The following is a 23,620-nucleotide window of genomic DNA, read 5'->3' on the forward strand; positions in this document are numbered from 1 at the left end:
AAGTAGCGTCTAATTTTTCCTCAGCAGTAAATTTCCCCATAGAAAAACTGCACCTCCAATTGTTAGATGTGTCTAACAATTGGGGGGCAGTTCAGACCAATTACCTATAGGGGTGTTTCATTGTGACTTTATACAAATGTCGCAACTATATTTTATTCAGAACATCAAGAAATGCACCTATAAGTTAGCTACAATAAAATATCTAAGCCTATTACAACAAATCAGAGGATAACATTCCATAAACCATACTATCTGTCCATTCATTTTTATTCCAAAAATCTTGTATGAAATGGGCTTCCTTTCTCATGCCTATCCGTTCACATAATTTTTGTGAAGCTGTATTCCGTGCATCAAGATTAGCTTGTATACGATGTACATTAAACTCACTAAATAATTTAATGACCAAATTACTTACTGCTTCAGTAGCCAAACCTTTCCCAGCTACTTCATTTGAAAAACTATAACCAATCTCAACCGTATCTTTCATATCTGTATACCATACAGATAGATCACCAACTACTTTAGTCTTGTATATAACTGCCAAACTTAACATTGATTCTTTCGTCAGTGCACTGTTCACTAGCTTCTTATTAAATCTTGTCTGCATATCTTCATGAGTCCACTTATTATGTAATAGGAACTTACATGTATCATCATTATTATAAATAGTAAATACATCCTGTAAATCAGTACTCTTAAATGGTCTAATTAGTAATCTTTCTGTAGTGATTTCCAAGTTAGCTCTCCTCCCTTGCATTCATTCAACAAAACCTTTTTCTCATAGTATCCTTCTTCGATTTTACTTAGAATACATATAATAGTAAATTAAAATCCTTCTTCCACGCAACTGCTCCGTTCGTTTAAGGACTTTTCTTCACAATCTCCACGTCCAATTTTATTATCGTATTATCTGGCCTGTTTGTTGAATAAATTAACTCACATTTACAAATACATTTATTATTTTTCAAACGACTAATCAAACTTTCATACAAATGATCTAACTATTTTATAATCATACATTTTAAATATTCATCCCAGCTAAGCCAAAGTATCGACAAACATCCTGTCTGTATGTCCAAACCAAAAAAATAGCCCCCTTAGTAAATAAATAAGAGGGCATAATGTAATTTCTAATCTATCACTTATCTTCAACTGGCTTTAGTGAATTCATTGGAAGGTAAACAGCATTATCGAGTCTTTCTTCTAAGTCATCGGATACATATATATAACCATTAATTTCTTGATCATACCTTGAAAAAACAGTACTTCCCTTTTTAATAATTCTTTCAGTTTTAGATTCTTTTAATGGAACGCCTTTCCCCTCTTCATCTCTTGTTAGTTCATAACGTACACCTCTTTCTCTTGATATTGTCTCAGCGATTTTAAGGTCTGTACCAGAATACTCGTAACAAAATTCCTCACTACCATCACCACTGTCGCAATACTTTAGTAGTTGTCCATTATTTGTATCCTTGAAATAAATACCCCATGGTCCTTCTAGTTTAAAGTGAGATCCGTAATATAAGCCGTCATTAATACCATCGCGCGTAATAACAATATAAGTTGGTTTGTTATAAAAAGATGAACGAATTTCTATTGGTACTTCTTTGAAAACTACTAAATCCGTTGCTTGTACGCGGTATTGGCCCATTTGATAGAATATTTTTTTATCATATTTTTCAATATCATACGTTCTAAAGAAGTTATTTCGCTTAACCACTAAAGATTCAAACGTACCATCTGAATTTTTCTTGTATACCTTAATGTCTTTTTTAAAGGTCATTTTCCCAGTTTGCCCTTTTACAACTTCTGCTCCATCATACATCACTTTCGCTTCTGATTTTGTTGGATTTACTACTGAAAATATAAATGCTGCTAGTATCACGATAAATAATTTTTTCATTATTCTCCTCCTTCTCAGTTTTAAAAACATAATTTCTTAGTATTATATACCAGTAACTTAATATGATGAATAAATAAAAAGACCAAGTACTCACCTAATAATGAGCGCTTGGTTATTAGTTTATTGAATCAGGAGTCTAACATAAAGGACATAACATATTTTATATGACTATTATGTTATGTCCTTTAAATACAACTAATCGGCAGTTAAGTGATATGCACAACCGCGCCCGATTGTTGAAGATTGTTATTGAACTAAAGACCCGTTAGTTGCACAATTAAAAATGTAAAAACTTTAGTTTAAGGGTCCGTATATATCAATAAAACTCCCAGTATAGGCATCCATCACAATCGTTGGCTCAATGCCATTATATTTTATTGTTACTTCCCACTGCATTCTATTTGTTAATTGATTCCAAAACCCACTCTTTTGATTGAGCGTTGCTCTAATATTTTCTATCGGGATTTCATTTAAATCAACATAAGAAATTGACTTACTCCACTCCTCTGGTGGTTTTTGCAAGTATCGTTCTGCACTAGATATCGCTTCTACTGTACTCATAATATGCGACTGATATATGTATAAAAAAATCATTGCCATAACAACAAAGCCTAACAATATCTTTTTCAAGTGAACACCTCCATCTATAAATATATACCTGCTAAGAGTTAATCAACTCCTTATTGAACAAAACCGCTTCGTTAGTTGAGGAAAAAACACCCAAATCATCGTTTGGTACCATTGCTTAAAAGCTTGTTTGCTCAATAAATTAGCCCTTTAGTGAAAAACTTATCCTTGTTACAGAAACGCGCCCTATTCTTGAATAAAGTACAATCCCTAAATAGAATAGTGCCCAATTATAGAAGAACAACTTACAATGTTTTCGAGTTCCATTAATTGTTAATGCCACTTTAGCATAATTAAAAACTAAAAAAATGTTTTATTTATTCAATTTAGTGGAATAGATTGAATGTAAACATATATTGGAGGGATAAATAATGACAGTCAAATTGACAGTAGAAAACGTAGTACAAGCGAAACAAGAAGTGGAGAAATTAGAAGCACAAGGATATCTTCGAGATAACATTTACATCTTTGCGCACTATGAAGAACGTGAAGATGATATTAACGAAGCACTGGGGACAGAAGAAGCTGGTATTAGTGAGCAAGGGTTCCTGACTTCTATGAAGAACCTGGTGAATTCCCGTGGAGATGAACTCCGCAATAAGTTAGCTTCTGTCGGATTAAGTAAATCGGAAGCTGCTCAATTCGAAGAGGTACTTGATACAGGTAAATTGGTCTTAGTTGCCAATAAGTAAAAACAAACCCGGGAATCCAATCCCGGGTTTGTTTTTCATTTTACAAGTCTCCTCGTATTGCTTGGACTCTGTATTCCAGATGGCCTTTCAACCAAGTCAGTATAAAAACCGAAAACCCATCCTTCTTTATTGTCAATGATCTGCTCGAGGAAATCTTCATCTTCTTCAACATTATGGCCCTTTAATGAAAACGAGCGTTGATCCTTGTTACAGTATCGAGCCCTTATATGGAAGACTTGATTTCAAGATAATACATTACAATTTCCATTGTTCCCCTGTTACTTAAAAATAAGAAAAAGGGGTCGGTGTTGGTTTAAAAAATAAAATTTGTCGATCACCCGACAAACTGAATTAAACTGACTCGTAAAAAAAGCAGTGACGGACTAGGAACTCGAAAGACCTAGACTGCCGCTGCTTTTATTGTGCTAACGTATTCCGGTTAGCGTAATCTATTTTAGGTGACAAGGTCATCTACCCGTCTGGTAAACGAGACCTATGGCTCCAGAATCAAATGTCTTGTTTTCGATAAGTTTAAGATTGATTTTCTCCTTGAGACCTTGGAATAACGGCAACCCGCTGCCGACCAGGACGGGAGAAACCGTAATCTTATACTCATCAATTAAATCAAGCTGCATAAGGTAGTGTGCTAATCTAGGACTTCCTAAGATGACCATATCCTTGCCTGGCTGCTGTTTGAGGTTCTTGATCTCTTCCTCGACATCTTCTTTCACCAGTCTGGAATTGTTCCATTCGACCTTCTCCAGCGTCGTGGAAAAAACGATTTTGGCTGTCTTTTCGATCCACTCGGCATGATTCCGTTCGTACTGCGAAGCTGATGGGTTCGAAGGCACAGATGGCCAGTAACTATGCATCATTTGATAAGTCCCACGTCCCCAAATGACAGTGTCGGCAGTACTCAAAATTTCTTTCGCGTGTTTCTCCAAATCAGAATCGTAGGAAACCCAGCCAATGTCCATTTCACCGTTTGGCCCTTCTACAAAACCGTCAAGCGATGCGTGCAGAAATAGAACAAGTTTTCTCATTTTCAGTTCTCCTTTGTTCATGAAGGATGTCACATTATACTTTGCAGTTTTCATTAATGTTATGTGCAGAATCAAGTATATCACACATAACAAGCAATAATTTCTTCTAGATTGCAAAATTTCTTTATTTAACAATTTGACCCTATAATAAAAAAACACTCGACTAATTGTATGCAAATAGTTACACTTAACCTTTTTGCAGTTTAGTTCAATAACAGTCACGAAACGATTAATTAATACCTTTTTTGTGTAGAAAATGTGTAGAAACTTTTCATTTTCTATCCTTTTCTAACGGTTTCTCAAAAAAGAAAAGCGCCTCAAACCCTTGTTGTAAAAGTATTTGAAGCACTTTTCAGTTGGTTCAAACTTGTTCTATCTGAACCTTTAGACGTCCCAGGATATCAAGCAATCTGAGTCAATGAATTTAGTTATGAAAGGTTCGAGGAGTGTCAAGAAAGGATTTTTTAAACATAAAAAAAGAAAAGATGACTTTTATAGTCACCTTTTCACTTATATTAGCAATTTAGTTATTGAATGTTTGTTCGTAACGGTGGAAGAATGCCACTGTGTGCGCTCTTGCTAGAGAATCATTTGGTTTAAACTCTTCATTTGTTTTAGTGGTTGTTAAACCATTATCACGAAGAAATTGAATAGCTTCTGACTGAGATACAGTCTTACCATAATGCATTGAAGCTAAGATACGAGCGAAGTTACCACGTGTGATATCCTTACCTGCAATAGCTTGTTTGGATGCTGTGTTTGCACCTAAAACTGGTAGAGAGTATTTTGTAGCCAGTTGGTAGTTTACGTCTCCATACCATGAAGTAATTGCTATCGTTGAAGCTAGTTCTGATGGTTTGAAGTAACGTAATAGGATAGATAACATTTGATTTTCCGTTAAGTTAGTGTACGGTTTAAGTAAGTTTTCGTACTTACCTGTTGATGGGTTTTTCACGTTTGGGTATCCACTGATGATACCGATGTTGACTGCCCACTTAAAATCCTCAGCCCAGTATTGGTTTGCATTGTAATCAGCAAACTTTGATACATCAACATTTCCCGTTGTTGGCGGTGTTACTGGAGGTGTTGGCGTTGGTGTTGAAGCTGAGTAGTTTAAATAACTTGATGCAACATACCCCTCTGTCCCGTCACTTCTTTTCACAGGATACCAAACAAAATGGTTTTTCTTCGTTGATACTTTTTCATATTCAAAAGGACCCGTAATGGTAACAATTTCACCTTCACGTAATGTACCCAAAGAAGGACTATCCGTAGTAGGTCTTGTCCTAAATGTTACATTCGTTATTGCACTAACTTTTTGATTTGTTTCAAAAAGATACTTAGATTTTGTTAATGGTAAATCAAAATCATAGTTCATTGTTGAAAATTTAATATTTTCCCTACTGTTAGAGTCATATTGAAATTGTTCACGTGAAAAAGGTAGCTCTGTTAAGTCTATTAATTCCAATTTATTTATGATTCGGAGAATTCTTTCTTGATAGGCATTGGTATTTCTTTCACCAGTTGCTTGAACAATTGGACTATTTACTGGCTTAGTACCGTTATAAGCCATGATAGCGAAGTACCAATGTTCCAGTACATCTCTTTCCCCACCGTTGATGCCAGGTAAATCCTTTCGCTTAAACATATCATCTAGAGTCTCTACACCAGCTTGTATATTATAGACAATATCACTTTTTAGTCTATCTTGATTGTAGCCGACTTGATTTGTAATTTGCATAATGCCAATTCCATTATCAGCTGTCACAATCGCTTCACCATTCATATCAAAATGACGCCAATTTCCACTTTCACCTTCCGCTATTGCCTTCACAATTTCAGGAGGAACATCATAAATCAGTGCTGTTTCGGTTAACAAGCAGTTCATTGTGGAATAATCAGGGTTTACTTTCGATGCCGAATCATACTTACATGTATTTGCAATATTATTAGCTAATACATTATTATCTATGTTTATAGATAGCGAGATGGCACCAATAGCAATAACACTAATCAATGGTTTCAATATCTTTTTCATATGTGATTATTACACTTCCTTTCATATTTTTTATAGTTAAAAGATTCAGATATATGTTATCATAAACCCAATATTTAGGATATGGGTAATAATCAATGTTTCTTTCATTTAACAGGATTGAGTGATAAATGATAGCTCTAACATATATTGTTTAATTTTAATTCGGTGAAAAGGTGATAAATAGTGATTGTTGGATTTTTACTTTTTTGTAAAATAGGTAGGCTTCCTAAAATATTGACCAAAACGCCAAGCGATTTTGTTCTGCAACGTGTTCCTTAAAATAGTCAACAAGAGGGAGTGCTTTATAAGTTTTTTACTTCCATAAATATATTTAAATTATATACAAAAACCATACTTTGACATTGTCTAAAGCATGATTTTTATTTGAACTAATATGAAACTGCTTAGGTAATTTTTTAGCTCAGCTATTTATTGAATTCATTAACTGGAAGAAGTACTCCCGTTTATGAGTCTTATTTAGGTTATACCATGAATGTAATGTGTCGGGTGTAAAGACGTCTAATTTTTTTAGTACTTCCATCGTAAATTCTAGAGGTGCTACTCCTGATGCAGTAATCAAATTCTCACCAGATACCGCAGGTCTCATCTCATAATATTTTTCTCCTTTATAATTAGGACAGACCATTTTAATATACTCTAAGTCACTGCTTGTGTGTTTTCTAGAATCTAAGTATCCCATATTTGCAAGGGCCTCAGTTGCACCACAAATTGCAGCAACAATAGTGCCAAACTTTAAAGCTTGGCCAACTCTCTCCAAGATAGGTTGATGAATTTCTTCACTCCAAGTAAACCCTCCTGGTAAAATTAAAAGATCTTTACTCTCAATAATACATTCATCAAGTGAAATATCTGGTTTTATGCTCAGTCCTCCCATAGTAGTAATCATTTCTTTATTAGCTCCTACTGTAATTACTTTTAAAGGTGGTAAGTCTTTTTTGAAATATCTTCCTGAGTTTAGTTCAGCAATTAAATATCCATATTCCCAGTCCGACATTGTATTAAAGACATATAGAAAAACTTTGTTTGTTTGCATCCAAACACTCCAATCACATTTGATATAGCTATTATAAAATAACTTCCCTGACAGTTACCGTCAGGGAAGTTATCATACTTGATGAAAATTTATTAATTCCGTCAGAACTTCAATAATTCTTTTCTTAAGACTTATTGGCTCGATAACTTTAATAGATTTATTGTACGGTAAAAGTAAATAAGGTACATATGTATGTATTATATCTTTTTCAAGAAGAAAAACTGCTTGATTTGAAGTCCGTGTTTGTAAATAATGTCCTAAAAACCAATGTTGGCAAATATCATCCAATGTTAGTGAATTCCCATTAATAACCAAAGGAATAATTACTTCCGTATCTTCTATAGTTGGAAGGAGGTTTTTCATAAAAAAGTCACGTGCTGAAAAATTTTCTAGCCGGTTAAACTTATTTTCGGTTAGCGTTAGACTTTCAATTCGATCTACTCTAAAACTACGGATTTCATTCCTAAGATGACAAAACCCAATCACATACCACTTATTATTCCAATAAATAATTCTGTAAGGATCAATACATCTATACTTTGATTGATTCTCGCCACTTTTATGGTAAAGAATTTTTAAAGAGTTTCCGTCAGCTACAGCCTGCTCCAACTCCTTCAAGAAAGGATCCATAGGCTGAGAACTTAATCGACTTATTACTTCAAGACTGGTCAAATGTTGGTTTATCTTTATTTTCTGCTCTTGATTTGAATATTTGCTTAGCTTTGAAATAGCACTATTTAGTGCTTCGCCACCATAATATCCAGCTTCTTCTGCAAAAACAGCAGCATGATAAAGTGAAGTTTGCTCCTCAAAATCAAAAAATAGAGGAGCCTCAATAAAATTGTTCAATAGAGTGTATCCACCGTTATGTCCTGGTTCTGAAATTATAGGTACGCCACTTGTTGAAAGTGTATCAATATAACGATACACAGTCCTTATATTCATCTCTAACTTTTCTGAAATTTGTTGTGCAGTAATTTTTTCACCTGAACGAAGCATCCATAGAATTGCTAACATATTGTCAATTTTGGGCATGAAATTCCACCTCTATATAGAATTTATTATCTATCATATAGTAATAAGTAAACTTTAGTTTATCATTTAAATTTAACTGAATTAGATTATTCTGTCCTTTTCGTTTAAGTATAATTTTTAACAATCTATTTCTGATTTTTAGTATAACCCATCAACTGCGTTATTCCACAATCTGGCCTTTTAATGAAATCGAGCGCTGATCCCTGTTACAGAATCGCGCCCTTTAATGGAATAACTGAAATATGATCTTAGCCATAAAAATACGTAATACTTCTTGAACTAATGTAATGTACCCCGTTAGTTTAAGTACATAACTTCACAATTTGCTGGTCAAACGATACCTAAATTATGTATTAAAAAGCAATCAACGTTGTTCGTGTATCATTTTCATCTGTAATGTACTCAATATTTTCGTAACCAGCAGTTATTGCCTTAGAGAATAAATGCTTAACGGTTACTTGGTCCTTGGAATAGATTGTTACATAGGAGGAATCGACCAATAGGAGTACAAATGTACATTCACTTTCAACAAATTCTTGATAGGTTTCAATTTCTCTCACATCTGACTTTTTCGGAAATCCTTTTAAATCAACAAATATAAGATAATAATCTTCTCTTGAAATTTGCTTATATAGTCCTTCCTCATTTAACACGCTGATATTTGGAAATAGTGGGTCCCCTAATTTATTATTATCAATAAAATATGATTCTCCACCACCAATCTTCAAAGTTAATCCTTTTAAATTGATGCCATCTAATATCTCTAACAAATATTTCCCGTAAGCGTTGGGAATTTCAAAAGATATACCTCTCACTCGTAACCCCCATTTCTCTTTTTTTAATTAACCTGCCCCTATAGTTTAAGTATAATCTTTCACAAAAACCAATCTAGCATTACCATATGTAATCAATTTTTCTTAGGATTCTTCCTCCACTAAATGGCCCTTTAATGAAAACGAGCACTGATCCATGTTACAGAATCTCGCCTGATTGTTGAAGATAGATTAAGTTTTATGAGCTGATTTAATCATCCAACCAAATTATTTTACGGCTTTCCAAATGGTCCATCTATCTCTTTCCACAATATTATTTTCAGTCGAAATTGCTTTATCTATATAATTAATTAATAAGTTTAATTCTTCATCGTCCAATTCGTGTAAAATACTTCTTCCTGTTCTCTCACTCAAGTCTTTTAGTAATTGCTCTTTATTTTTATACACTTTTCTTGTTTCCCACAACTGTACTTCTTGAATTTCTTTAAACCCAACCTCTGAAAGTGTTTTTATTACAAATTGGCTATTGTATCTGCGTTTAGTCTCTTTCTCAATTAATTGTGGAAATAGTTCAAAGAAATATCCCCTAATGTGACTATCATTACCTTTTAATAAGCAATCTTCAGGTGTACGGTCTTGAACAATATAAATTCCCTTGTCCTTTAATAGTCGATATGCCTCTTCAAAGCATTTTTGCAAATCATTTATATGATGTATCAACGCTCTTTCAAGAAGTAAATTGTAATCGTTGCTTTCTAAGCTTGTCTGAAGAGCATCACCTTGCTTAAAAGATATGTTTTGAAATTCTCTACAGTTATCTCTTGCACCTTTTAGTATTTCTTCGGAAAAATCGACACCGGTAACAGAGGCTACTCCCATTTCAGATATCGCCTTTGAATAAATACCTCCACCACACCCTATATCCAACGCCTTAGAGATATTGTCGAACTGTACCAGATCCTTTATAACCTTAACCCACGAATCATCTGCTTTTCGAGTTGAATAAGTATTACGGTTTTTCTCATTATGAAAATCAATACCCATTTAAAATCCCCCATGTCAACTTTAGATTATTTCAACAGGAATGTTTAGTTACATTCGGCTTTAACGCATGTTTTTACCTTCTATTCCCAATAGTATATCAATAAATTCATAAGTAAATTTTTAAATAATTATTAATATACATAAGTTTATCTAATAGAACTATTTTTTAATAAAATAAATCTGAGCTTCCAATATAATCCTTCAATCTCAATTAAGAGTGTAAGACCATTTCTTAACAATATGGCCCTTTAATGAAAACGAGCGCTAATCCTTGTTACAGAATCGCGTCCGATTGTTGAAAATCGTTATTTAACTAAAGCTCCCGTTAGTTGAATAGTATACAAGAAAGGTAATTACTTTATTAATTGTTCTCCTGTTAAAATCTCATATAGATTCGCTTGATCTTGCTCTGTTAATTTCACATATCTACCGCTGTCCGTAACAATTTCTAAATTTTCACCGCTTATACTACTAAAGAATAGTACATACTTATGATACGGTTCACCTTAATGTAGTTAGTTTCCATTTTATATATTTATTTATCCTTACCAGCGATTCATCGCTATTTTCACCAAGACAACGTATAATAAGAGAAGCAGAAGAAGAATTTATTTTTCCTCTAGTGAAAAAAAGAGGTGCTATTACTTGAAACAGTTTGAAACAGCATTACCTGAGCAGTATGAAGCATTAAAAAAACAAGCCAATTATACGTCTAGCTGGCGAGAGCGTTTAGACGCAGTCGAAATGTTATCGGCTTATCAACATGACAAAATCATAGATTTATTAAAAAATCGTATGGAGCATGATACTGTCAACAAGGTGCAATTAGCAGCCTATGAAGCACTCGTGGCGTTTGGTGAGGACGTAGAGAAGCCATCACCTGCACGTTTTGATATTATTAAAGGAACAGATAAAATTTTCCTACGGGTGAAAAAGAGCTTGCCGAAGGACCATACAGTGGCAGAATTTGCGGATAAACTAAAACGTATGCGTTTAGATGTCTTTGATGCGTATGAAGGCGACAAAGGTGTAGAATTTATGAACTGGTTAGAGGAACGTTGGGCAAAGCTATAATCAGTAGTTTTGCGATTTATGAAGGAAAGTCATTTTCTCCGCTTGTGGAGTGAATGGCTTTTTCTTATCTTATGCTGCTATTCATCGAAACTAATTAAATTGTATTAGTTCATTTCTTTGATCATCTATTTTATTGTTTAATGATAAATGCTTATATTCATTCCTATCATCACAAACGTATGTAAGCTAAATTAAAAAATCTGAGTCCAATACAATACCGGACTCAGATCTTAGCAGTTGCTTAAATTATTTGTCTAACTTTTTTGGTCAGATCACATCATGTTTTAAGTGATCCCTATGGCAACCGCAACAATTAACGCCAGACAAGCAATAACTACCCAACCAAGTATCATCTTCCAAATAAATTTAATCCACTTTTCATAGGGGATACCTGCTACAGCTAAATATGCCATTAATGCCGATGAAGTTGGGATGATAGAGTTTGTTAGAGAATCGCCATATTGAAAGGCTAAAACAGCTACTTGTCGTTCTAATCCTAATAAATCAGTAATTGGAATCATAATTGGCATTGTTGCTGCTGCCTGTCCACTGCCTGATGAAATAAATAAATTTAAAATTGCTTGGATAATTAACATGCCGATTGCGCTTATAGCATGTGGTAAATGTCCAATTGTTTCAGATGCTGCATACACAATCGTATCAATAATTTTCCCTTGCTCTAATACAACCGTAATGGCACGGGCAAAGCCTACAATTAAAGCACCAAACGTTACAGCCTTAGCTCCCTCAATAAAGGAATCAAAGATAGTGGCAGGTTTTAAACCACCAATTAATCCTGCAACTAACCCCATAATTAAAAAGGATGCAGTTAGCTGTGTTAAGAACCAACCCCAATTAAAGACACCATAAATATTAAAGCCAATTCCACAAGCCATGACAATAAATACAAATTTATGCTTTCCAGTTAATGTAGGAATGTCAATCACTGATACATTGGATTTAGCTTTTTGCTCAATATCGTAAATAACGCTTGCCTGAGGGTTCTTTTTCACCTTAAAAGCATAGCGAGATACATAGAAAATAGCAAAGCCTAATACAAAAACATAGACTACTGCACGGAAGCCAATCCCTGAGAATAATGGTACATCTGCCAATGATTGCGCAACACCTACTGTAAAGGGATTTAGCATTCCTCCAAAAAATCCACTGGCAGCACCAAGTGTGATCATGGCAGTTCCTGTTATAGCATCAAAGCCCATCGCGCGTGCAATGGCCACACCAATTGGTACGAAAATAATTGTTTCTTCCGCCATTCCCATTGTAAAACCACCAACAGAGAATAAAATCATCGATAAAGGAATAAGCAATTTTTCTCTGCCTTCTAAAGCTTTTACCCCTTTATAGACACCAGCTTCAATGGCACCTGTTTTATGAATAATTCCAAATACACCACTAACTAAGAAAATGTAGAAAATAATTTGAGCTCCTTTTTCAAGCCCCATTGGAATCGCTGTAAACATTTCAAAAAATGAAACTGGATCACTCTCAATATGATGATAGCTTCCATCTACAACGAGCATTCGCCCTTCCTCATCTTCTACACGATCAAACTCACCTGCTGGAACAATATAGCTTAAAATACCCGCTAAAAAAATAATAGCAAAAATAATGGTATATGTATGAGGGACTTTGAGCCAACTCCTCTTCTTTACGCTCTGTTCATTTTCCATTACATCATGCTCCTTTTATAGATTTAGACATATAACAACTTTGTCGTTAATATGTCGTTAATAAAAAATAAATATACAGGAGTTAAAATTCTTTGTAAAGTCTTAATTTTCCCTCATTTCAAAAATAAATTGGTAGTTGCCTAATAAAGCTTTCTTCAACGACCTTGATGAGTGATAGGATACTTCTACCTGCTAACAAAAAAATGTCATGCTCGTTTAACAAATTAATAATGCGTTCATTAGATACTCATAAAGAGCTAATTCCTCTGCAGAAAACCTTTCAATATTAGAATAGTTAATGTGTCCATGTCATCGCGATGTTGATATATTTACATAAAAGTTGTGTAGACAATATTCAAAGAAAAATCCAAGAAATGATGATTTAACAGCATTTCTTGGATTTCGGTTTCATTCCACTCTTTCATTTGGGAATGTTATTAATGTTTACTATTATATAAAAATAATTTTCTTGAGATATGTGTAACCATTTGAGTTAACCATAGGGACTTTTTAACATATGTCTTCGTTGAAGAAGTATCAGTTAAATGAAATGATTTAACTACTTTTTAACATGTATTACTTTGTATCCAACGAATAAGATTAAAAACCAAACTGGCGCGACATATAGGGCAACACGCATATCTGGAATAAATGCCATTAACACAATAACCATTAGTAAGAATGCAATGGCAATATACGTAGAAAGTGGATACAGCGGAATTTTAAATTTCAGTTCGGCTACTTCCTCTTTCGTTTTTGACTTTCTAAATTTCAATTGTGCTAATAAAATAATCATCCAACTTGTAATGACTGCAACAGTCGCAACGGCAGAAATATAGATGAACACTTTTTCAGGTACTACGTAATTTAAAACAACCGCAATTAATAACACCGCTGAAGAAAATAAAATCCCTCTTCGTGGACTACCGTTTTTACTTACTGTTTTAAAATATTTTGGAGCATTTTTTTGTACCGATAAGTTGTGTAGCATACGTCCTGAACCGTATAAACCACTATTAAATGCAGACATTGCTGCTGTGATTACAACAAAGTTAATAATGTGAGCCGCAGCAGGGATACCGACGTAATCGAAAATTTGAACGAACGGGCTTCCTTCTGAACCAACCTCGTTCCAAGGATAAATAACCATCATAATGCCTAATGCACCAATGTAAAAAATTAAAATACGCCAAACGATGTTGTTAATAGCTGAAGGAATTGACTTGCTAGGATTTTTTGCTTCTCCTGCAGAAATACCAACTAATTCAACCCCACCGAATGAGAACATAACTAATACTAGTGACATTAAAATACCATGGAAACCGTTTGGCATGAAGCCACCGTGTGCCCATAAATTATCGAAGCCAATTGCTTCACCTTGGTTGCCGACACCGAAGAAAATAATGGCCAATCCTAGAACAATCATACCGATAATCGCAACAACTTTAATCATCGCAAACCAGAATTCGAATTCTCCGTAAGCTTTTACATTTGCTAAGTTTACAAGCATCATAATAAAAAGTACTACAAGTGCAGTTACCCATTGTGGAATATCAGGGAACCAGTAGTTAATGTATACACCGACTACTGTTAATTCAGCCATGCCAACGACAATCCACATGAACCAATACGTCCAACCAGATAAAAACCCAGCAAAGCGTCCTAAATATTTATCCGCGTACGTACTGAAAGAGCCTGATACAGGTTCCTCTACTGCCATTTCGCCTAATGCACGCATAATTGTGAAAATTACTAATCCGCCAATTAAATAAGCTAGTAAAATAGACGGCCCAGCCATTTGAATTGTTGAACTAGAGCCATAAAATAAACCGACCCCAATGGATCCGCCCAATGCAATTAGTTGCATGTGACGAGTACTTAATCCGCGCTTTAGCTGTGAATCTTGATGATTGTCTTTCATAATGTCATACTCCTAATACGTTTAGATTTTCAAATACTTTGCTCAAAAAAGGAATAAAAAAAAACGCCCTTTTGGATTAACCAAAAGGACGATTCAACTCGTGTTACCACCTTTAATTTATAAGCAATTCACATTACTTACCTTAAGAAGTACGGTCATTTGACGATACTCTCGCACATGATTACGGGTGCTTACCGGCGTAGCCTACTTAGAATAATCTGTTCGGTACACGGCTCCAAGATGAATTCTCAATCGTTTTACATGCACCTCTCATCAACCGGTAACTTTCTGTTCGTAAAAATAATTGATACTATTTCTTTTCATAGCCTTTGTTCTATACAAATATTTTTGAATTGTTTTTCATTTTACAGAAAAAAAATATTTTGTCAATATAATTTTCAAAATTTCTTCATAACCCACTTAAATTATATATGACAATTTGCTATGTAAATATAAAATCTAAAAGAAATATTACAACAAATGTTAGTAAAGTTCTTTTAAAAATGTTATTTAACAATCTGGTCTTTTAATGAAAATGAGCGCTGACCTTGTTACAGAATCGTGCCAGATTGTGGAAGATCACACAACTCAATGATTATTTTGTTTACCCTTCAACAATTGCAAGATATTTTCTGATTTCTCCTTTTGATTCAACGATTAAAATATCTCCTCGTTCTTTGGTGGAAAAAATCTTTGTACCAACAGGAAGTTTATTCGACATCTCATCTTTAAAATCTGTATTAGCTTCATTTTTTGTTTTTATTTCACCGATTTGAACATCTTTTGTTAAAGACAATTCTTCAACCCAATCAATATTAGTTTTGTAGATAACGCCATCATACTGAAAAATATCGGCATCAGAATCTAATGTTAAAACTTCTTCAGCATCTATACTGTCTATTGATACTGTTGTAGTTCCCCCTTGAATATTGCATCCTGTAATCATGAATAAAGCTAATGCAATCAAACTATAGAATAACTTTTTTATATTCAATCCACCCACCTCTTTTATATAGACATAAATTGTTTACCAAAAGTTACATATAACTAAACTGCATCGTTAGTCGAAGAAGAAAAAAGCTGCCTATGCAAGTCAATATTCTTCAAGTAATGCCCCCCCATTAATTTCACCCGTGGGATTACTTATTTTTCTCTGAAATATGGAGCGAAACAAATTTATTTGAGCATCGGACATATCGCTATTCGTTCTGTACAAATACACTAATTATAAAAATTTACCAACAATAATTTGACAATTCAACTGCTACGTTGTATGGTTAGTTACACAAGTAACGAACCAATTAACTAGGAGGTGGATTGTGATTTATTCTTTAAGCAATGAAAAACCAATCTTCCAACAAATTCGGGAACGGATTGAAGATGCAATTCTTGATGGGCATCTTCAATCTGAAGATCGCATTCCATCGACAAATGAATTTGCCAAGGAGTATCAAATAAATCCTGCAACAGCAGGAAAGGGTGTGAACGAATTAGTGGAAAAAGGTGTCATCTATAAAAAACGAGGCGTAGGCATGTTTGTTAGTATTGACGCACGGAAGATTTTAATCGAAGAACGTAAGGAAATCTTCTTTGCACAACATATTGAACCGTTGAAAAAAGAGGCAATTCGTTTAGGTATCTCAGATGAAGAATTACAAAATATGTTACAGAGGGGATAACTTATGAAAATCGATGTGAGTAATGTAAGCAAATTATATAAGCAGAAGCATGCTTTAAAAAATATATCGTTTACTATTGAAGGGCCAAAAATCATAGGTTTTTTAGGCCATAATGGCGCTGGTAAAACAACATTCTTAAACCTTTTAGCAGGACTTATTTCTACAAATGAAGGGCAAATTTGTGTCAATGGCGAGAATGTATTTAATGCCCCTGTTATATTACGAGACATTTGTTTTGTTGCAGAGAGTGGGAATTTTCAAGAAGATATGACAGTTGCACAAAGTTTAAAGACTAATAGTTTTTTCTATCCAAAGTGGGATGGACAGCTTGCAAATGAACTACTTCAAGTGTTTGCTCTTAATCCAAAAGATAAGGTGCGCAATCTCTCCAAAGGGATGGTATCTGCACTCGGTATCATTACAGGGTTTGCCAGTAATGCTTCAATCACGATTTTCGATGAGCCTTACATTGGATTAGACGCAGCTGCAAGAAATACTTTTTATGATTTATTAATCGAACAACAAATAGAAAATCCAAGGCTATTTCTTTTATCAACGCATTTAATAGATGAAGCTAGTAAATTGTTTGAGGAAATTCTTATCCTCCATGAAGGTGAATTATTACTTCAAAAAACAGCGGAGGAATGGGAAAAGTATATTGTTGCAGTAAAAGGAAGTCCACAGGATGTCGAGCTCGCAATCAAAAACTTAGAAGTAATTTATAAGCATAGTTTTATGCAGGAGATGACAGCCGTTGTGTTTGCTAGTGGTCAGGCTATTGAAGATGAGAACATCACACTAGAAAATGTATCTTTACAAGACCTATTGGTTTATTTAAGTAAACAGCAGAAAGCGAGGTTAGTGAAATGAAGACAGTTCAGGGGAGCTTATACGTCCTTTTTCAAAGCTATAAAAAAAGTAATATTATTTTTTGGTGCATTCTGTTTTCAATCGTCATACTGTTATTTTTTATTGACACTTTTTTTGGGCAGTATGTATCCTTTGCCGTGACTATTTCAATACCTGTCTATGTTTTTTATAGTATAAAGGGAGCGAAAATTTTAAATAAAACATTGCCCTATTTTTTAAAGCTTGGCTTAAGTCGTATGCAATATGTGTGTAACGTTGGCTTATTTTTCATCGTTTGGAGCCTTGCTGGAGCATTCGTAATCGCTTGCACGCATAAAATTATTACCCTCGTTTCTAACCTATTTGATTATGAAAATATGGTTATTATCCACCCTATTTTATTTTTCAGCAATTCTGATTCCTTTTTATTAACAATGTCTATGGATACTGTGTTACTTCTACTCTGTCTAATTTCAAGCTTGCTTTTAAATGTCGTCTTTTACCGCTTCGGAACATTAGGTGGCTACAGCTTTATTGGTGTACTTGCGTTGATTCCGATTACAATGGTGATTTTCGAATGGTATACACCGCTGTTTGAATTAGTATCTAAGGTTTCTGCTTTTACTATTATCGCTAGCTTACTAGTTATTAGTATTTTCATCTATATCGTAATATCAGGTGCATTACGAAAAGCTTCTGCAATTCCATCATAAAACGGTGCTTGAAAACATTAAATAAAGAAAAGTAAAAACATTAACCATGAAGGGATTCAACAAAATGAAAAAAATCATTTTTAAAATTATTGGATTAGAACTGCTTCTTATATTTTTCTATGTTGCAAATGGCGCCTACGTATCCATTCAACAACCATCTAGTCCGTTTCTACAATTTGCCTTTTTGATTCCTTTAGCAGTTGGCCTCCTCCTTTATATTGCTGTCAAAAAGAAATGGAGCCATTACTTCTTTATTGCAATCAATAAAGAAAATATTATAGTATTCTCACCGCTTCTTATCGTGTTATGTATTATTTTAATTGGCACAAAAGGCTTAAATTTCGAATCGATTAGCGATTTATTTCTTATGTTTATGATGCAAATGTTTATCGTTGCGTTTATTGAAGAAACAATTTTCAGAGGAATCCTACTTCGCATGTTGCAACCTAAAGGAACCTTTGTTGCCATATGGATTTCAAGCATACTGTTTGGCGTCACACATGCATTGCAACTAGTTGGCGGGCAATCGGTTGAAGATACTATCATTCAAATTATTTATGCCCTTCTTGTAGGTCTTGTTCTTTCATTACTGATTATCGATGGCCAATCCATTATTTTGACAATTCTCTTCCATGGTTTTAATAATTTCTTCAACTTTATGGGGAATGCTGAAAGTTCTATGCTAACAGCGTATATTATCATTATTGTCCTATTTGTTTATACGTTATTTTTATGGAGACGTGTTAAGAAAAAAGACAAGGGGCTACTCCTAACAGCATAAATCAAATTAAAAGCATCTTCGATTGAATTAGGGTATAAATACCTTACTTTCAATTAGGAGGTGTTTTTTCTGTCTTATACAGTTTCTCATATTTTTCTATAAGTATGTACGTTGCATAGTTACATCTTTTATTACTATTCTACATGCAGTTAAAAAGGGCATTACCATGAGCTTTGTCCTTTATAGGATGCCCACTGATAATGCCCCATTCGCATTCGTTATGCTACATTCAATCTTACTTTTGAAAAACGCCTTTAGAAACTATCTCTTCAACACTTACTTTTCGATCTTCATTTAGAGACAATGTAAGGGCATCTGCAGTAGCAATTGATGCTCTCGCAGCAGTACCGTCCAGTAAAGGAATAAATTCTTCTTCAACCTCTGCCCCCTGCATAATACTATGGAAATACTTCATCTCTTTTTCCATAATCGAATGCAGCCACATTGGTGGTGTTTGATTTGGTTTACCATAGGCAATCGCTTGGTCAGACTTTAGCCCACTATAAATTCTTGTACGATCCTCATCTTCTTCTTTTGATTCATGCAATAAATATCTTTCTTCTTTCTCCGGTGTTTTTAAAACTACTTTTACATCTTGCAAATCGATTAAAATTGCACCTTTCGTTCCTTGGATTTTTACATAATGATCGCTCCATCTAAAAGCAGACCCATATTGTAATGTTGCAAATCGTTTATTTTCAAATTCAAGCGTAATTAATAACATATCATCTTCATCACCAAATTGTTCTCCTTGATGAGCAACATTTCCCCCAACCATTGACACACGTTTAGCTGGACCCATTAAAAACTGAATAAAATCAAGTTCATGAATATGATGATATAAATGACCACCTGAAAGTTCCCTTTGCTTTTTCCAACTTACTTCTTTTTGTGCTTCTTCCCAGCCATTACGTTCTGCGTGACAGAAAAGAATTTCACCAATTTCACCTTCGTTAATCAATTTTTTAGCTGTACGTACCCCGTTCATAAAATTCATGACATGACCTGCCATAAATGTAACGCCATTTTGTTTCGTAGCTTCAATCATCTCATTACAATCTTCATAGGATAAGGCAATTGGTTTTTCACAAAATACATGTTTGTTATTTTGTGCAGCGCTTAAGACGGGATGCTTATGAAATCCATTTGGGGAAGCTATAATTACCGCATCAATATCTGCTCGTTGACACAATGCTTCAATATCAGGTTCAACCTCACAATCTAATTCTTTGGCAACCACTTCAGCATTATTTGGATCATATACCGCTACAATCTTCGCATCTTCTAAACTGTTAAGTATTCTTGCAAGACCTGCTCCAAAATAGCCTGTCCCTACTACTCCATAGTTGATTTGACTCATATTTATTCTCCTCTCAATTTAAACAATTGTTATTTTCCTGCTCCATCCGATAAACCGCCTGCAATCTTATTTTGGATAATCATAAAGAATATAATAGAAGGTAAAATGACAATTACAGATGCGGCCATCATTTCTCCCCAATCCAATACTTCTGAACCTGTTAAGGAATACAATGCCACTGATATTGGCATCTTTTCAGAACTATTTATAAGCAGCAAGGCAAATAAAAACTCATTCCACGTATTGATAAAGGTATAAATAGCAGTTGCCACTACACCTGGCGCTACGATTGGTAGCACGACTTGCAGAAAGGTACGCACTATCCCTGCTCCATCCACCTTTGCAGCTTCCTCTATTTCTAATGGAACGGTTTGAAAGAATCCAATAAGCATCCAAATCGCATAAGGAATTGAAAAGGAAAGATACGTTATGACTAGTCCCGTCCATGTATTTACTAAACCTACAGATACGATAATAATTGAATATGGGACTGCCAAAAGAATAGGCGGGAACATATAAGTCGTGATTAAGATTTTAGTCATTTTCTTTCCTGCCTTCGGAAAGAAACGAACAATACCATATGCCCCTAACGCGGACACTACGATGGTAATGAATGTAGCTGAAAAAGATACTAATAAGCTGTTTTTTATATTGGTAGTAAATGATAAGTCATTTAACACCCTGAAATAGTAATCAAATGTAATTTTTTCAGGAAAGAACGAGAGTGGATTATTAGCCATTTCCCCTGAGGACTTTACTGACGATAAAATTATCCAAAGTAACGGGAAGACCGACACGATGGCTAATAAAGTCAAATAAATATAATTCATTGTTGTAGATAGTTTGCTTTTTCCTACCATCATCGATCCTCCCTTTCCCATTTATCGAGTAATTTAAAGTACAAGAAACAAATACCAAGTAAAAATAATAATAAAATGACGGTAATGGCAGAAGCGACGCCAAGCTGCTTCATACCCCATCCTGCTTTAAATGCAAAGATTGGCAATGTTGTCGTAATATCTGAAGGTCCCCCTCCAGTAATTAAGTATAGGATGTCAAAGTTATTAAAGACCCAAATCGTTCTTAAAACTAATAATAACCCGATAACGACACGAATATGTCTTAGCGTAATATGCCAAAATACTTGAAACGAGGATGCCCCATCCATTTGGGCTGCTTCGTACTGTTCTGATGGAACCGTCTTCAAAGCTGATAAAATATTAACCATAAACAACGGTGCTCCAAACCAAATATTTATTAATACTACAACGATAAAAGCTAAATCTGGATTAGCTAGAAAGTTAATATTTGCGTCTGTTATTCCAAGTTTAGTAAGTAAATTAGGTAAAAATCCGTATACATCGTTTAAAATATATTTCCACGAAAAGGCAATGACGATTGCTGGAAATGCCCACGGAATTATCAATAAAGTTCGATAAAGTCCGGTGAATTTTGGAATTCTATTTAAGGCTAATGCAGCAGTAAAACCAATAAATAATTGCCCTGCTAACGACAAAACAGTCCATTTTATTGAATTCATAAAAGCCCTATAAAAATCTGGATTGGTTAAAACAAATTTAAAGTTTTCTAACCATACAAAGTCATAAAATGGACGGATTAAATTTTTCGAAGTAAAACTAAAATAGATACTCGAAAAGATTGGATAGATTAATAGTAAAATAACTATTAGTACAGAAGGTAAAACGAATAGCATACCTGTCAAATTAAAAGACTTAAGTTTTTTTTCCATGTCTCGTCTCCTTTCCTGTTATGTAAAGACCTGTTACAATTACGCCTCAATGTAATGGTCTCCAAATTTTATTGAGCCATCGCACCTTAAAGAAGTATGAAACAAGTTAAAAAACAAACGCCCTCATAATTCATGAGAGCGTCGTAAGTTGTGTATTCCGAGCCCTGCTTATTTACCTAACATCTTAAATAAGTCATTTAATTCCTTTTCGGCCTTTTCAGCAGCTTCTTTTACAGGTACATCTTTAAGAACAATATCCTGGAACATTTTCTCAATAACGCCTTGACTCACGATAATACCTGATTGTAAGGTAGGACCGTTCTCCATACCGATTGCAGTCCCTTTATCTACGGCTGCGCTAATAACTTTTACGGCATTATCAAATTTCTGGATAGTCGGATTATTTAAGAATTCTGGGTCCTCAGCAATGTCTTTTAAAGCTGGTAGCATTCCTGCTGGTACTGAATGTAAGAACTTAATATATTCTTCTTTTTCATATAAACTTTCTACAAATGCCTTAGCGATTTCAGGGTGCTTACTATTTTTCCACACTACAACTGGAATGTTAGATGTTTCAATTCCGTTTTCTGGATCATTCGTATTAATTTTTGGCATTGGCGCAGCATCAATTTTATCGAGCAACTGTGGAGAATTCGTTTCCACTCCACCGATTTGGAAACCGCTATTAAAGTCAAACGCAGTTTTTCCTTGATAGTATAAATTAGCTTGATCTAATACTTTATAATTGACTGAACCTTCAGGTGATGTAGATTTATACATATTTATCCAGTAATTAATACCATCAATTGCGGCTTTACTTGTTAAGTTTGCTTTTCCATCTTTCGTTATTAACGTTTCACCAGCTGAACGAACATAAAAATTCAAGAATCTTGTTGCCATCATATCACCAGATCCCATTGGCACTGATAATCCATAAACATTAGGAGCATTATTTAACTTTTTAGCAGTTTCATATAGTTCATCCCATGTTTTTGGCACTTCCAATCCTGCTTCTTCTAATAAATCTTTTCTATACCACATCACTTGCGCATGTGAATACAGTGGGATGGAGTAATTATTTTCATCCACTGTTCCTTCTTTTAGCGGGGCTTCATAAAAACGATCCCTACCAATGTTATCAATGACATCATTTAATGGCACAAGTGCATCAACATCAATTAATTCAACGACATGGTTTGGCAATGCTGTACTCACATCTGGTACTTGTCCAGATTGCAAACCTGTTGTCCATTTCGTATAAAATTCAGGCCACGCAAAAGTTTCGATTTTTATTTTTACTTTTGAGTGTTCTTTCATAAATGAATCTGCAGCTGCTTGCATAAATTCTAATCTTGGTCCCTGTGTGAAGGAATGCCAAACTGTGATTTCCCCTTCAAATTCCCCTGAAGAGCTTTGGTTTGTTGTTGCTTCATTTTCTCCACTGCTACAAGCAGTAGTAATCATCATAGCTAATATGACGAACAACACTAACATTTTCTTTTTCATTCAAATACCACCCCTTCAATATTTATAGATATGAAAAGTAATACAAACTAACTTATAACAACGCTTGTATAACGTTTAGCAATTGCT

The 23,620-nt window shown here is 34.4% G+C and carries 22 protein-coding genes and 1 other annotated feature; of the genes, 6 read left to right on the top strand and 16 right to left on the bottom strand.

All coding sequences use genetic code 11. From position 1 onward, the window contains the following. Positions 1-211: 211 nt before the first annotated feature. The 3 genes from ACIP9G_RS14070 to ACIP9G_RS14080 all read right to left on the bottom strand — a co-directional run bounded on the left by ACIP9G_RS14070 (position 212) and on the right by ACIP9G_RS14080 (position 2,533). Entirely contained in the window at positions 212-736 is a 525-nt protein-coding gene (locus tag ACIP9G_RS14070; protein ID WP_401020190.1) for a GNAT family N-acetyltransferase, read from the bottom strand. A gap of 402 nt (positions 737-1,138) precedes the next feature. Next, on the bottom strand, positions 1,139-1,903 hold the full coding sequence (locus ACIP9G_RS14075; protein ID WP_401020192.1) for a hypothetical protein: 765 nt from the start codon (positions 1,901-1,903) through the stop codon (positions 1,139-1,141). Positions 1,904-2,197: 294 nt separating this feature from the next. Beyond that, positions 2,198-2,533 (bottom strand): hypothetical protein, encoded by a 336-nt coding sequence (locus ACIP9G_RS14080; RefSeq protein ID WP_401020194.1) that lies wholly within the window; start codon positions 2,531-2,533, stop codon positions 2,198-2,200. A 368-nt stretch (positions 2,534-2,901) separates the two neighbouring features. Between ACIP9G_RS14080 and ACIP9G_RS14085 the strand changes: the two genes are divergently transcribed. After that, positions 2,902-3,222: a YflT domain-containing protein gene (locus ACIP9G_RS14085; RefSeq protein ID WP_340825674.1), complete on the top strand. Its 321-nt coding sequence runs from the start codon at positions 2,902-2,904 to the stop codon at positions 3,220-3,222. Between the two features lie 467 nt (positions 3,223-3,689). Here ACIP9G_RS14085 and ACIP9G_RS14090 read toward each other — a convergent pair whose 3' ends face one another. The 6 genes from ACIP9G_RS14090 to ACIP9G_RS14115 form a co-directional block, all read right to left on the bottom strand. Beyond that, positions 3,690-4,265, bottom strand: a complete 576-nt coding sequence (locus ACIP9G_RS14090; RefSeq protein ID WP_340825675.1) for a dihydrofolate reductase family protein — start codon at positions 4,263-4,265, stop codon at positions 3,690-3,692. A 523-nt stretch (positions 4,266-4,788) separates the two neighbouring features. Next, positions 4,789-6,303, bottom strand: coding sequence for an SH3 domain-containing protein (locus ACIP9G_RS14095; RefSeq protein WP_401020197.1), 1,515 nt, complete (start codon positions 6,301-6,303; stop codon positions 4,789-4,791). Between the two features lie 421 nt (positions 6,304-6,724). After that, the gene (locus tag ACIP9G_RS14100) at positions 6,725-7,357 is read right to left on the bottom strand and encodes a type 1 glutamine amidotransferase family protein (RefSeq protein WP_401020200.1); all 633 of its coding nucleotides are present in this window, start codon (positions 7,355-7,357) and stop codon (positions 6,725-6,727) included. A gap of 72 nt (positions 7,358-7,429) precedes the next feature. Next, positions 7,430-8,392, bottom strand: coding sequence for a helix-turn-helix transcriptional regulator (locus tag ACIP9G_RS14105; protein WP_401020203.1), 963 nt, complete (start codon positions 8,390-8,392; stop codon positions 7,430-7,432). Between the two features lie 353 nt (positions 8,393-8,745). Continuing rightward, positions 8,746-9,207 (bottom strand): DUF2691 family protein, encoded by a 462-nt coding sequence (locus ACIP9G_RS14110; protein ID WP_401020206.1) that lies wholly within the window; start codon positions 9,205-9,207, stop codon positions 8,746-8,748. A 225-nt stretch (positions 9,208-9,432) separates the two neighbouring features. Further along, positions 9,433-10,209: a class I SAM-dependent methyltransferase gene (locus ACIP9G_RS14115; RefSeq protein WP_401020209.1), complete on the bottom strand. Its 777-nt coding sequence runs from the start codon at positions 10,207-10,209 to the stop codon at positions 9,433-9,435. Positions 10,210-10,854: 645 nt separating this feature from the next. Between ACIP9G_RS14115 and ACIP9G_RS14120 the strand changes: the two genes are divergently transcribed. Beyond that, positions 10,855-11,283, top strand: coding sequence for a HEAT repeat domain-containing protein (locus ACIP9G_RS14120; RefSeq protein WP_340825682.1), 429 nt, complete (start codon positions 10,855-10,857; stop codon positions 11,281-11,283). 284 nt (positions 11,284-11,567) lie between these two features. On the opposite strand, the gene ACIP9G_RS14125 is transcribed toward ACIP9G_RS14120, so the two are convergent. The 3 genes from ACIP9G_RS14125 to ACIP9G_RS14135 form a co-directional block, all read right to left on the bottom strand. Then, entirely contained in the window at positions 11,568-12,974 is a 1,407-nt protein-coding gene (locus ACIP9G_RS14125; protein ID WP_340825684.1) for a YfcC family protein, read from the bottom strand. A 559-nt stretch (positions 12,975-13,533) separates the two neighbouring features. Beyond that, complete coding sequence (locus ACIP9G_RS14130) at positions 13,534-14,895, bottom strand: amino acid permease (RefSeq protein WP_401020214.1); 1,362 nt, start codon at positions 14,893-14,895, stop codon at positions 13,534-13,536. A gap of 81 nt (positions 14,896-14,976) precedes the next feature. Further along, positions 14,977-15,228 (bottom strand) — a binding site (T-box leader). A 271-nt stretch (positions 15,229-15,499) separates the two neighbouring features. Then, positions 15,500-15,898 carry a hypothetical protein gene (locus ACIP9G_RS14135; RefSeq protein WP_401020216.1) on the bottom strand — a complete coding sequence of 133 codons (399 nt, stop codon included), beginning with the start codon at positions 15,896-15,898 and terminating at the stop codon, positions 15,500-15,502. A gap of 316 nt (positions 15,899-16,214) precedes the next feature. Here ACIP9G_RS14135 and ACIP9G_RS14140 point away from each other — a divergent pair, with 316 nt between their 5' ends. From ACIP9G_RS14140 to ACIP9G_RS14155, 4 genes are all read left to right on the top strand, one after another. After that, positions 16,215-16,574 carry a GntR family transcriptional regulator gene (locus ACIP9G_RS14140; RefSeq protein ID WP_401020219.1) on the top strand — a complete coding sequence of 120 codons (360 nt, stop codon included), beginning with the start codon at positions 16,215-16,217 and terminating at the stop codon, positions 16,572-16,574. Positions 16,575-16,577: 3 nt separating this feature from the next. Then, a complete protein-coding gene (locus ACIP9G_RS14145) occupies positions 16,578-17,444 on the top strand; it encodes an ABC transporter ATP-binding protein (RefSeq protein ID WP_401020222.1) in 867 nt (288 codons plus the stop codon). Then, positions 17,441-18,136, top strand: coding sequence for a hypothetical protein (locus ACIP9G_RS14150; protein WP_401020225.1), 696 nt, complete (start codon positions 17,441-17,443; stop codon positions 18,134-18,136). The genes ACIP9G_RS14145 and ACIP9G_RS14150 overlap by 4 nt, the downstream gene beginning before the upstream one ends. A 64-nt stretch (positions 18,137-18,200) precedes the next feature. Further along, on the top strand, positions 18,201-18,917 hold the full coding sequence (locus tag ACIP9G_RS14155; RefSeq protein ID WP_401020227.1) for a CPBP family glutamic-type intramembrane protease: 717 nt from the start codon (positions 18,201-18,203) through the stop codon (positions 18,915-18,917). Between the two features lie 235 nt (positions 18,918-19,152). On the opposite strand, the gene ACIP9G_RS14160 is transcribed toward ACIP9G_RS14155, so the two are convergent. The 4 genes from ACIP9G_RS14160 to ACIP9G_RS14175 form a co-directional block, all read right to left on the bottom strand. Continuing rightward, positions 19,153-20,277 carry a Gfo/Idh/MocA family protein gene (locus ACIP9G_RS14160; protein WP_401020230.1) on the bottom strand — a complete coding sequence of 375 codons (1,125 nt, stop codon included), beginning with the start codon at positions 20,275-20,277 and terminating at the stop codon, positions 19,153-19,155. 29 nt (positions 20,278-20,306) lie between these two features. Then, positions 20,307-21,140 (bottom strand): carbohydrate ABC transporter permease, encoded by an 834-nt coding sequence (locus tag ACIP9G_RS14165; protein WP_340825696.1) that lies wholly within the window; start codon positions 21,138-21,140, stop codon positions 20,307-20,309. Further along, on the bottom strand, positions 21,137-22,027 hold the full coding sequence (locus ACIP9G_RS14170; protein WP_340825698.1) for a carbohydrate ABC transporter permease: 891 nt from the start codon (positions 22,025-22,027) through the stop codon (positions 21,137-21,139). Before ACIP9G_RS14170 ends, ACIP9G_RS14165 begins: the two co-directional genes overlap by 4 nt. A 168-nt stretch (positions 22,028-22,195) precedes the next feature. After that, positions 22,196-23,533 (bottom strand): ABC transporter substrate-binding protein, encoded by a 1,338-nt coding sequence (locus ACIP9G_RS14175; RefSeq protein ID WP_401020234.1) that lies wholly within the window; start codon positions 23,531-23,533, stop codon positions 22,196-22,198. Positions 23,534-23,620: the final 87 nt, after the last annotated feature.

This window comes from Lysinibacillus sp. NPDC093197, from assembly GCF_044754025.1.
GTDB lineage: Bacteria > Bacillota > Bacilli > Bacillales_A > Planococcaceae > Lysinibacillus.